This is a genomic window from Nonomuraea turkmeniaca (assembly GCF_005889735.1).
Classification (GTDB): Bacteria; Actinomycetota; Actinomycetes; order Streptosporangiales; family Streptosporangiaceae; genus Nonomuraea; species Nonomuraea turkmeniaca.
In genome coordinates this window covers 35,689-45,639 of the sequence record NZ_VCKY01000062.1, presented here as the reverse complement: position 1 = coordinate 45,639, position 9,951 = coordinate 35,689, and the positions used below count along the sequence as shown (strand labels likewise).

The window sequence follows — 9,951 nt, the reverse complement described above, 5'->3', positions numbered from 1 at the left end:
CCCCAAGCCTGCCTCCCTCGACCACGTGCAGGCCGCCGCCGTGCCGTTGGCCGGGCTGACCGCCTGGCAGATCCTCATCGACACCGCCAATGTCAAGCCCGGACAGCGGGTACTCATCCATGCCGCAGCCGGGGGCGTGGGACACCTGGCCGTGCAGTTCGCCCGGCACTTGGGCGCGCATGTCATCGCCACCGCGACCAGCGCCAAGCACGGCTGGCTACGCCATCTGGGTGCCGCCGAGACCATCGACTACACGGCCGCCTCCTTCGAGGAGATGGTGAAGGATGTCGATGTGGTCGTCGACCTGGTGGGCGATGAGCACGCTTCCACCAGCACCCGGTCGCTGCGGGTGCTCAAGCCCGGCGGCCTGCTCGTGGCGGTGCCCTCTGGAGTGTCGCCCGACCTCAGCGACCGCGCCCAGGCCGCTGGGGTGTGCGTCACCCCGTTCCTGGTCGAGCCCGACGGCGCCGCGCTCCCAAAGATCGCCTCCCTGATCGACCAGGGCGCGGTCAGCGTCGAGGTCGAGCGGGTGCTGCCACTTGACCAAGCCGCCGAGGCCCACCGTCGCGGCGAACAGGGTCACACCCGCGGCAAGCTCGTCCTGGACCTGCAGTCCTGATGGCCGGAGGACCCGGCTGGCGGTTGGACGCGGCCGACACCGCCCCGCCAGGATCTCCCTGACCCGCGCGGGATGGACGGCTGGTCCGAGTGCCGCCTAGGTGTGGCCATGTTCAGCGTCGTCCTACACCCGCGCACGCCGATCTCGGCTTCACCACGATCGCTCTGCCCGGCATCCGTGATCCCCCAGGCAATGGCGGCATCCGCGTCCGGGCTTGCGTTCGAGCGCGCTCCAACTTCTAGCGTTACCGCCATGACCATGACATCACCGTCGGCGTCCGCCCTCGTCGAGGATGAGACGCTGCCCATCGCCGAGGTCGCCCGGCGTACGGGTCTGTCGGCTGACACCCTGCGGTACTACGAGAAGGCCGGCCTCATCGACAGCGTGCGCCGCACAGCCGGCGGCGTCCGGCGGTACGCGGCCGGCGACATGGACTGGCTGGCCTTCCTGCTCCGCCTGCGCGACACGGGCATGTCGATCGCCGACATGCAGCGCTTCGCCGAGCAGCGCCGCGAGGGGGACGCCAGCGTTGCAGAGCGCCTGGCCCTGCTGCGCGAGCACCGCGACTGCGTCGACAGGCGCATCCGCAGTTTGCGGGAGAACAACCGTGCCCTGGATAACAAGATCGCCCACTATGAGGAACTGCTGGAAGGAGAGCGATGATGGAGGACGAACGATATGCGCGCGGCCTTTCGATCTTGGACGCCGTGGATGGGGAGAGCGGTCACCGGGTCGTTGATTCCCTGCGCGACATCGCACCCGATTTGGCCAGGCACATCGTGTCTCACGCCTTCGGCGACATCTACGCCAGGCCGGGTCTGCAGCCGCGGCAGCGGCAACTGGTCACCATCGGCGTGCTGACCGCCCTCGGTGGTTGCGAACCGCAACTTGAGGTCCATCTCAACGCCGCGCTGAACGTGGGGCTGACGCCCGAGGAGATCGTCGAGGCGCTGATCCACAGCAGCGTGTACTGCGGTTTCCCGAAGGTGCTCAACGCCGTCTTCGTGGCCAAGCGTGTCTTCGCCGAACGTGGCCTGCTGCCTGTCGGCGCCGGACGTCCCGGGGAGGTTTGATCATGCGCTTCCCCTTCGTCTCCGGTTTGAACGGGCCGCGCGTGCTGGTCGCGGGCGCCCTGCTGGTGACCGCCCTGTCGGCATGCGCCGGTGACGGCGGACGGCCGCGGGTCGGGGCTGGTACGCCGGCGCCCAGCCTGGCCACCACCGGGACCCCCGCCTCTCCGGGGTCCTCCGCCACCCCCGGCGCTCCGCTGCACACCGGCTTCTCTTCCCCGACCGGCATGGTCTACAGCCCGGACGGCAGCGTGTACGTGTCCAACTGGTCCGCGGGAACGGTCGAGCGCATCACGTCCGATGGACGTCGCTCCACCTTCGCCGAGATCTCCTCTCCGTCAGGCCTGGCCATCGACGGCAAGGGCAATCTGTACGTCGCCAGCTACTCGGACGACGTCATCCACCGGGTGACGCCCTCCGGAGAACGACAGACCTTCGCCACCGGTTTCCATACCCCCGCCGGGATCAGTTTCGACTCCCGGGGCAACCTGCTGGTCTGCAACAGGGCCAGCGACGAGATCATGCGCGTCGCCCCGGACGGCGCGGTCAGCCGCGTGGCGGGTGGTCTCAACACGCCGGTCGGGGTCGTCGAGGACTCCGCAGGAACGATTTACGTGTCCAACTACGTCGGCGGCGTGGTCTCCCGGATCACGCGCGACGGCAAGGCGGAGCCGTTCTCCGACGATTTCCAAGGCCTGGGCGTGGGCTTGGTCGTCGACCGCGACGACCGCCTGTTCGCCGTGGACTTGTCCGGCGGCCAGATCAAGCGGATCGAAAGGGACGGCCAGGCCGTGGCGGTGATGTCGGGGCTCGCCTCCCCGGTGGCGCTGGCCGCCGCCCCGGACGGGGTTCTGCACACCGCCACCTGGGGCGACGGCGCCCTGTACCAGGTGCCACGAAGCTGAGGCCCGGCACCCAACCGGCCCTGGAGGATCGAATGCCAGTGGGGTGTCGAGCCGCTGGTCACGGGTGCGTTCCGGTTGTGGCCCGATCGGGCCCAAGCCGGTTCCGCTCTCGCACAAACGCAGCCGCGATCTCGGCAACGTCGCCGTGGGGAAGGAACGGTTCACTGCTCGATCCTCGTGGCAGACGCGGTAGCCGCGTAGCTCGCCAACAGGTCCGCCACCTCTCTGGGGCGGCTGAGTGCGACGCAGTGGCCGCCCGGGATCTCGTCGGGGACGATACCCAGGCGCTCGGGCACCAGCCGGCGAAAGAAGTCGGGCGGGAAGAAGCGGTCGTCGCTGCAGAGCACGAACCTCGTCGGCACGTTCGGCCACGCATCCAACGGCCATGGAGCGGCCGATGCGGCCGTGGACGGATGGTCGCGCTCCTTGCTCATCGCCTCCTCGGCCAGCGCCCGGGGTACATCGTGGTAAAAGCTCACGAATGGATCCGCGCTGCCGGTCAAACCGCCATCGCGCTTGGCCTGCTCCGCCACCGCACTCTGGTAGCCGGTGTTGGCCCACCACTCATCCGGCGACTCACCCGGCGACGGGATCATGCCGGCCAGGAGGACCAGCACATCGACGGGCAGCCGATCGGCGACCAACGGGGCGGTGAACGCGCCGAACGAGTGGCCCACGACGACCAGGTCCTGCTTGTCACCGACGGCCTCGACCACCGCGTCGGCGTAGTCCGCCAGGGTCTTCGACTCGTCATCACCCGGAAGGTCGGGAGCCAGCACGTCGTGCCCACGCGCTCGTAGCTCGGCCTCCACCAGGTGCCAGGACCATCCGACGTCTCCGCCGCCGTGGATCAACACGAATGTGCTCATTGGACTCTCCCTTGATTGTTGGAACCCGGATTTATCGTGAGAACTCGGAGCGCACGATGACGGCGACCGCGAGCCCCACGATCATGCCGCCGCCGACGATCGCCAGGGCGGCCCCGACGAGCAGGAGGGGGCTTCGAGCTTTGGTCCGTGCAACGGCGGTTATTGTCATGCCAGCCACACTAGGAGCCAGGCGTCATTGTGAAAAGCGATTGTTTCCGATGAACTCGATCGCTAGACGCGATGACTCGAAGGACGCTGGGCCCCGTGACCGATCTCGTAGCGGTCGGCCGCCGGGCCGCCGATCTCCCGGCCCAGGCCGGACTGACTCCGCGCGCGGTGGACATCACCGCGCACGAGGCCGAGGAGGTGCTGCGCGCGGCCGTCGACGTCGCCGACGGGCTCGACGCGCCGACCGTGGGCGAGTTTCTCACCGGGTTCGCCCCGCTCCCGCCGTCCGCGTCCGGGAAGCTGGAGAAGTCAGCCCAGCGCGGCCGCCTTGCGCAGCAGCACTGAGCGTTCGCGCTGGTTGGCGCAGAGCCGGGCCGCCAGCTCGAACTCGGCGCGCGCTTCCGGTCGCCGTCCGAGCCGGGCCAGCAGCTCACCGCGCACGGTCGGAACCAAATGCGAACCGGGGAGCCGGTCCAAGGCGATCAGCTCGTCCACCATGGGCAGGGCTTGCGCCGGACCCGAGGCCATGGCCACGGCGACGGCCCGGTTGAGCTCGACCACCGGCGAGGGCGCGACCCGGCCGAGTGCCTCGTAGAGCACCACGACCCGGTCCCAGTCGGTCGCCTCGACGGAGGGCGCCGACGCGTGGGTGGCGGCGATCGCGGCCTGCAGGCCGTAGGGGCCGAGGCCGCGAGTCGATGCCTTGGCCAGCGCGGCCAGCCCACGGCGGATCGCCGAGAAGTCCCACCGCCGCCGGTCCTGCTCGTCGAGCAGGACCGGCGAACCGTCCGGGCCGGTCCGGGCCGGGAAACGCGCGGCCGTCAGCTCGCACAACGCCAGCAGGCCGTGCACCTCGGGCTCGTCCGGCTGCAGCGCGGCCAGCGTGCGGGCCAGCCGGATCGCCTCGTACGCGACGTCGGGGCGCAGCAGCCGGTCGCCCGACGTGGCCGTCGACCCCTCGGTGAAGATCACGTAGAGGACACTGAGCACGCCGCCCAGCCGCTCCCGGCGCTCGGCGGCCCGCGGCAGCTCGAACGGCACCCCGGCCGCCGCGATCGTCTTCTTGCCCCGGGTGATGCGGGCCTGCACGGTCGGCACGGATACGAGGAACGCGCGGGCGATCTCCTCGCTGGACAGACCGCCGACCACGCGCAGGGTCAGCGCCACCCGGGCCTCGGGGGAGAGCACCGGGTGGCAGCTGACGAACATCAGCGCCAGCAACGTCGTCATCGATCTTGTCGGGGTCGACTTCTTCGTCGACCGCCGAGTCGGCCGCCAGCAGGGCGTATCGGTCCTGGAGGGCGGCTCGGCGGCGGATCGCGTCGATCGCCCGCCGCCGGGCCGTGGCCATCAGCCAGCCGGCCGGATTGGCCGGAGGGGCAAGCGGCCATGACACCAGCGCCTCTGCCACCGCCTCCTGGGCCGCGTCCTCGGCCAGCCCGAAATCGCCGGTGAACCGGGTCAGCGCGGCGACGATCCGCGCCGACTCGATCCGCCAGACGGCCTCCACGTCGGCCGTACCCATCAGATCTGGTCGCTGCTCTCGCGCCGGGCATGCTCCTCGGCGATGTACTTGTCGTCCTGCGGGACCTCGTCGCTCCCGGCCACCCGGCGGACCTCGATCTTGGACCCGGGGACCGCCGGGACCCGCTTGGCCCACTCGACCGCCTCCTGTTTCGAGGCGACATCGAGCAGGAAGTAGCCCCCGAACAGCTCCTTGGTCTCTTCGTACGGGCCGTCAGTGACCACCGGGGCCTCGCCGCTGAAGTCGACCACGACGCTCCGGCCCGGATGGTCCAGCCCTTCGGCCGCGAGGAGAACACCGGCCTTGATCATCTCCTCGATGAACCGGCCGGTCGCGGCCATCGCCTCGTCGATCGAAGCCATCATGGCCGCGTTCGACTCATCGGTGCCCCGCATGATCAGCATGTACTTCGGCATCGTGTTCTCCTCGTCCGGCGGGGCCGCCGCTCGGCCCTCGCACTCGCACCCACACGTCGAACGAGCGGCGCACGGATCGACACAGTCCCGAAAAAATCTCTCGCCACGACGCAGCCGATCCCTCCGAGCCGCGTTTCGCCCGTCGAACCGATGACGCGGACGCCCTGCTGAATCAGAAAAGCTTAACGTCGCATCTTTGGAAGGTGGCAACGCTCACACGGATCTGGGAAACCATTCGGACGCGGCCAGTGATTCCTTCCCGCTACCTGGCTGAAGAGATGGCGACGGGAATCTTCAGCGGCGTTTCGCCCGCGGCGCACGCTCTTGCCGCGATCCGCGCGTCTGCCCGCTGCGGTCAAGCGTCGCCATCCGGGCGGCGCGCGTCAGCGAGGCGCGGTGTCGAGAACGCGGCTATCCGCCCCTTCTGACGGGAACTGGACCCTGACCTACTCGGCCGCCGGCAAGCTGGCAACCGCCACCGAGTCCGCTCAGCAACCGAACGGCCAGTCACGTTAAGGAGCCCGGCGGACGCCTCTTATCGTCGCCGGCGTTCCGATGCAGTAGCCCAAGAAGGTCAGGGCGGGGGCCGGTCCGTCACCGTTAATCGACGTGTTCTTGCTCGGCGGCCGCGGCGTAGGCGGCGTCGAGGCGCTCGAACGGGCCTGGACCGTCGTGCGGCTTCGGCGGGGCGTCGAGGTGGCGGACGCGAAGCTCGTCCATGAGCTCCTCGATGAACGCCGGACCCTCATCGCGCATGAGCTGCTGCCGGCTCCGGAGCTCGTCGCTGCCCGGGCGCCAGTCGAGGCCCCAGTTGCCGAGGGCGTAGATGATCGGAAGAGTCTGGATGCCGGCTTCAGTGAGGCTGTAGCGAGCGCGCTGCCCCCGCGCGGCGGTGCCGCGGGTGAGGATCCCTGCGTCGACGAGCCGCACGAGGCGGTCGGCGAGGATGTTCGAGGCGATGCCCTCGATCGACCCGGTGAGCAGCGCCCGAAAGTAGCGGCGGTCGCCGAAGATGATGTCGCGAAGCACGAGCAACGACCAGCGATCTCCGAGCACCTCGACGGCGGCGTTGATCGGACACCCGGACCGTGGTTCCACGATTCCTCCTTGACACGTATTTCCCCCTACCTATAGTAGTTGCAGAGTACAATCACTCTTGGGAAGAGGCGATGATGGGCCGCTTCGTCTATTCGATGCAGGTGTCCCTCGACCTGCGGATCGAGCAAGTTCCTGGGGACAACGGTGCTGGCGAGTGGCTGCGTATCCACGAGGAACTGCACCGCGAGGCTAATGCGCAGACGCGGGCGCTCGCGCTCATGGTCCACGGCCGGGTCATCTACGAGGTCATGGAGGAATACTGGCCACGGGCGCGCGAGGACGCGTCACTGCCGGACTACATGCGTGAGTACGGCGAGATCTGGACCGCCAAGCCCAAGGTGCTTGTCTCCCGCACGCGCCTCAGCGCCGATCACAACACCCGGATCATCGGCGGAGACGACGTGATCGAGCAGCTCGCCGCCCTGCGGGCCGGAACCGACGGCAGCATCAGTGTGGGCGGCGCGGCGCTCGCGACGCAGCTGCTCCGGGCGGGGCTTCTTGACGAGTTGATGCTCTGGACCCATCCCGCGATCCTCGGCTTCGGCAGGCCGCTGTTCGACGACTACGACATGCCGATCGAGCTCGACCTGCTCGAGCAGCGATCGTTCGAGCAGGGCGTCACGATGCATCGTTACGCCATCCGGGATGCAAAGGAGGCGAGCTCGTGCTGAGGCAGGTCGCGGAGGGTGTGCTGGTCCACGAGAGCGAGTTCGTCCAGAGCAACGCCGTTGTCGTGCACGGCCGGGCCGGCGTGTTGCTCATCGACCCCGGGGTGCAGGACCACGAAATGGCCTGCCTCGCGAACGACCTGTCCGATTCGGGCCAGACCGTTGTGGCAGGCTTCTCGACGCATCCGGATTGGGATCACCTACTCTGGCACGCCCAGCTCGGCGCGGCCCCTCGTTACGGCACGGCCCGCTGCGCGGCCACCGTCCGGGAGCAGCTGTCCGACCCGGACGCGAAGGCCCGCATCGCCGCCCACCTGCTCGAGACGGAAATCGCCGGGAAGGTCCCGCTGGACCTGCTCGGCGACATCACCGCCCTGCCCGCCGAGACGACGCAGATTCCATGGGATGGCCCTCAAGTCCGGATCATCGAGCATCAAGCGCATGCACCGGGTCATGCGGCGCTGTTCATCGAAGAACGCGGGGTTCTCGTCGCCGGCGACATGCTCTCTGATGTCTTGATTCCGATGCTCGACTTGGACGGCACCGTTGACCCGATCGAGGACTGCCTCGTAGCGCTGCGGCTGCTGGAGGGCGTGGCGGGCGACGTCGATGTCGTCGTCCCTGGCCACGGGTCAGTCGGCGGAGCCGATCAGGTACACGCACGGATCGAGCTGGATCGGGCGTACGTGCTCGCCTTGCGTGAGGGCCATGTTCCCAGTGACCCGCGGGTCGGCCCATCGGCCAAGCCCGGCTGGGAGTGGGTAAGCGATGTGCACAACGGGCAAGTCCAGCGCCTCGCCCGAAGAAGCGAGCGCGACGGGACGCCCGGCTAGCGATCGGTGTGCGACAGCCGGTACGCGCGGCGCGTTTGTCGTCCTCGACAACGGGGGGCGGCCGCCGACCCGGCCGCGTGCGCGGGCGGGGTCCAGACCGTTCTTGGTCTTGCGGATGATGTCGCGGCGCCGGTCCTCGGCCAGGGCGAGCACGATGTCGAGGACCAGGGACCGTTCGGTGTGCTCGCCGGCCGCGATGCCTTCCAGGACCTTGACGACGAGGCCTTGCTGGAACAGGTCGTTGAGGACGATCAGCCCTTCCAGGAGGTTGCGGCCGAGCCGGTCGACCTCTCGGACGGTCAGCAGGTCACCCTCGCGGATGTAGCCCAGCGCGCTCAGGAGGTCCGGCCGGTCGTCGGTGGCGAGCTTGCCGCTGATCTTCTCCTCGAAGACCTTCCCGGTGACCGTGCGGCCGGTCAGGTCCTGGACGGCGGCTGTCGTCCCGGTGCCGCCCCGCAGGCCCGGGGGCGGCTGCGCCGGCAGGGACGTCGTGCGGGACGCCCTCGCTCTCGTCGGCGTCACGGGCTTGGTGGTCGCGGGCGGCCTGGATCAGGTCGGGTTCGACGTCGGCCGGCCAGCAGGGTTGAGCAGACCGTCCCTATCGGGTCGGTGAATGCCTGCCACCCGCCGCTCGACTGCGCAGCTGCGTGTTGAGCCGTGCCGCCTGTCGCGTGAGGTGGTCGCGTTCGGGGAGGCTGGGCGCCGATCGGGCGGCTTCGGCGTAGAGCCGTGCCGCGGTCACGGGGTCACCGTCACGCTCGTGCAGGTACGCCGCGACGGCGGCGTGGCGGGGGAGAGCGGGATCGAGCCCGGCCAGAGCGGCCAGGCCGGCCCGCGGGCCGTCGGCTTCGCCGACCGCGACGGCCCGGTTGAGGCGGGCCACCGGGCTGCCAGTGAGACGCACCAGTTCGTCGTACCACTCGACGATCTGTACCCAGTCGGTCTCCTCGGCCGTCTGGGCGTCGGCGTGCAGCGCGGCGATGGCGGCCTGGGCCTGGAACTCGCCCAGGCGGTCGCGGGTGAGGGCCGCCTGGAGCACGTCGACGCCCTCGGCGATCAGGCGGGTGTTCCACAGGCTGCGGTCCTGCTCGGCAAGAGGCACGAGCCTGCCGTCGGGGCCGGTCCGTGCCGGGCGCCGCGCGTGGTGGAGCAGCATGAGCGCGAGCAGGCCCGCGACCTCCTCATGGTGGGTCTTGACCGCCAGCTGGCGAGTGAGCCGGATCGCCTCACCGGCGAGGTCGACGTCGCCGGAGTAGCCCTCGTTGAAGACCAGGTAGAGCACGCGCAGCACGGTAGCGACGTCACCGGGCTGGGTGAACCGGACGCCTGAGACGGTCCGCTTGGCCCTGCTGATCCGCTGGGCCATGGTCGCCTCCGGCACGAGGTAGGCCTGCGCGATCTGTTTCGTGGTCAGGCCGCCGACCGCGCGCAGCGTGAGCGCGACGGCCGAAGCCGGTGTCAGGGACGGGTGCGCGCACAGAAAGTACAGGTGGAGCGTGTCGTCCACCGCCTCGCCCGGGCCGGGAAGGGGCTCCGCCTCGACGCGTACCTCGCGGTGCCGCCGGGAGGTGTCGGCGCGGGCGGCGTCGAGGAACTTCCGCCAGGCCACGGTGACCAGCCAGCCCTGGGGGTCTCGCGGTGGGTCGTCCGGCCACACGCGCACGGCCTCGACCAGGGCGTCCTGCACGGCATCCTCGGCCGACGCGAAGTCGGCTCCGCGACGGACGAGGGTCCCGAGCACGGCGGGGGTCAGGGTCCGCAGCAGGGCCTCGTCCACCAT

12 protein-coding genes and 2 pseudogenes are annotated in these 9,951 nt (G+C 69.7%); 7 read left to right on the top strand and 7 right to left on the bottom strand.

The features are described from left to right. The 4 genes from ETD86_RS19945 to ETD86_RS19930 form a co-directional block, all read left to right on the top strand. Nucleotides 1-619: NADP-dependent oxidoreductase (locus ETD86_RS19945; RefSeq protein ID WP_138667656.1), on the top strand; the 619-nt coding region annotated here is incomplete at its 5' end. Between the two features lie 252 nt (nt 620-871). Next, the gene (locus ETD86_RS19940) at nt 872-1,282 is read left to right on the top strand and encodes a MerR family transcriptional regulator (RefSeq protein WP_211370172.1); all 411 of its coding nucleotides are present in this window, start codon (nt 872-874) and stop codon (nt 1,280-1,282) included. Next, a complete protein-coding gene (locus ETD86_RS19935) occupies nt 1,279-1,692 on the top strand; it encodes a carboxymuconolactone decarboxylase family protein (protein WP_211370171.1) in 414 nt (137 codons plus the stop codon). The genes ETD86_RS19940 and ETD86_RS19935 overlap by 4 nt, the downstream gene beginning before the upstream one ends. 2 nt (nt 1,693-1,694) lie before the next feature. Continuing rightward, a complete protein-coding gene (locus tag ETD86_RS19930; protein WP_138667655.1) occupies nt 1,695-2,594 on the top strand; it encodes a virginiamycin B lyase family protein in 900 nt (299 codons plus the stop codon). A 161-nt stretch (nt 2,595-2,755) separates the two neighbouring features. Here the strand turns inward: ETD86_RS19930 and ETD86_RS19925 are convergent, their stop codons facing one another. Then, complete coding sequence (locus ETD86_RS19925) at nt 2,756-3,463, bottom strand: alpha/beta hydrolase (protein ID WP_138667654.1); 708 nt, start codon at nt 3,461-3,463, stop codon at nt 2,756-2,758. A gap of 31 nt (nt 3,464-3,494) precedes the next feature. Next, nucleotides 3,495-3,632, bottom strand: a complete 138-nt coding sequence (locus tag ETD86_RS55265; RefSeq protein WP_170223167.1) for a hypothetical protein — start codon at nt 3,630-3,632, stop codon at nt 3,495-3,497. 95 nt (nt 3,633-3,727) lie between these two features. Between ETD86_RS55265 and ETD86_RS19920 the strand changes: the two genes are divergently transcribed. Continuing rightward, nucleotides 3,728-3,976: a hypothetical protein gene (locus tag ETD86_RS19920; protein WP_138667653.1), complete on the top strand. Its 249-nt coding sequence runs from the start codon at nt 3,728-3,730 to the stop codon at nt 3,974-3,976. On the opposite strand, the pseudogene ETD86_RS19915 reads toward ETD86_RS19920, so the two are convergent. The 3 genes and pseudogenes from ETD86_RS19915 to ETD86_RS19905 form a co-directional block, all read right to left on the bottom strand. Beyond that, nucleotides 3,941-5,156, bottom strand: a pseudogene (locus ETD86_RS19915) (RNA polymerase sigma factor). The gene ETD86_RS19920 and the pseudogene ETD86_RS19915 sit on opposite strands and share 36 nt — an antisense overlap. Then, nucleotides 5,156-5,572 (bottom strand): YciI family protein, encoded by a 417-nt coding sequence (locus ETD86_RS19910; RefSeq protein WP_138667652.1) that lies wholly within the window; start codon nt 5,570-5,572, stop codon nt 5,156-5,158. The pseudogene ETD86_RS19915 and the gene ETD86_RS19910 overlap by 1 nt, the downstream one beginning before the upstream one ends. A gap of 600 nt (nt 5,573-6,172) precedes the next feature. Beyond that, the gene (locus ETD86_RS19905) at nt 6,173-6,670 is read right to left on the bottom strand and encodes a winged helix-turn-helix transcriptional regulator (protein WP_138667651.1); all 498 of its coding nucleotides are present in this window, start codon (nt 6,668-6,670) and stop codon (nt 6,173-6,175) included. 71 nt (nt 6,671-6,741) lie between these two features. Between ETD86_RS19905 and ETD86_RS19900 the strand changes: the two genes are divergently transcribed. After that, on the top strand, nt 6,742-7,341 hold the full coding sequence (locus ETD86_RS19900; protein ID WP_246148019.1) for a dihydrofolate reductase family protein: 600 nt from the start codon (nt 6,742-6,744) through the stop codon (nt 7,339-7,341). Next, nucleotides 7,335-7,907: pseudogene (locus tag ETD86_RS58250) on the top strand (MBL fold metallo-hydrolase); the annotation flags it as partial. The gene ETD86_RS19900 and the pseudogene ETD86_RS58250, both read left to right, overlap by 7 nt. 63 nt (nt 7,908-7,970) lie before the next feature. Here ETD86_RS58250 and ETD86_RS58245 read toward each other — a convergent pair. Both ETD86_RS58245 and ETD86_RS19885 read right to left on the bottom strand, forming a co-directional pair. Further along, nucleotides 7,971-8,693, bottom strand: coding sequence for a recombinase family protein (locus ETD86_RS58245; RefSeq protein ID WP_246148018.1), 723 nt, complete (start codon nt 8,691-8,693; stop codon nt 7,971-7,973). Between the two features lie 76 nt (nt 8,694-8,769). Next, on the bottom strand, nt 8,770-9,948 hold the full coding sequence (locus ETD86_RS19885; protein WP_138667659.1) for an RNA polymerase sigma factor: 1,179 nt from the start codon (nt 9,946-9,948) through the stop codon (nt 8,770-8,772). Nucleotides 9,949-9,951 lie beyond the last annotated feature (3 nt).

Coding starts and splice junctions, on each gene's coding strand:
- ETD86_RS19935 (WP_211370171.1), top strand. CDS start 1,279: ATGATGGAGGACGAACGATATGCGCGCGGCCTTTCGATCTTGGACGCC.
- ETD86_RS55265 (WP_170223167.1), bottom strand. CDS start 3,632: ATGACAATAACCGCCGTTGCACGGACCAAAGCTCGAAGCCCCCTCCTG.
- ETD86_RS19930 (WP_138667655.1), top strand. CDS start 1,695: ATGCGCTTCCCCTTCGTCTCCGGTTTGAACGGGCCGCGCGTGCTGGTC.
- ETD86_RS19900 (WP_246148019.1), top strand. CDS start 6,742: ATGATGGGCCGCTTCGTCTATTCGATGCAGGTGTCCCTCGACCTGCGG.
- ETD86_RS19940 (WP_211370172.1), top strand. CDS start 872: ATGACCATGACATCACCGTCGGCGTCCGCCCTCGTCGAGGATGAGACG.
- ETD86_RS19910 (WP_138667652.1), bottom strand. CDS start 5,572: ATGCCGAAGTACATGCTGATCATGCGGGGCACCGATGAGTCGAACGCG.
- ETD86_RS19925 (WP_138667654.1), bottom strand. CDS start 3,463: ATGAGCACATTCGTGTTGATCCACGGCGGCGGAGACGTCGGATGGTCC.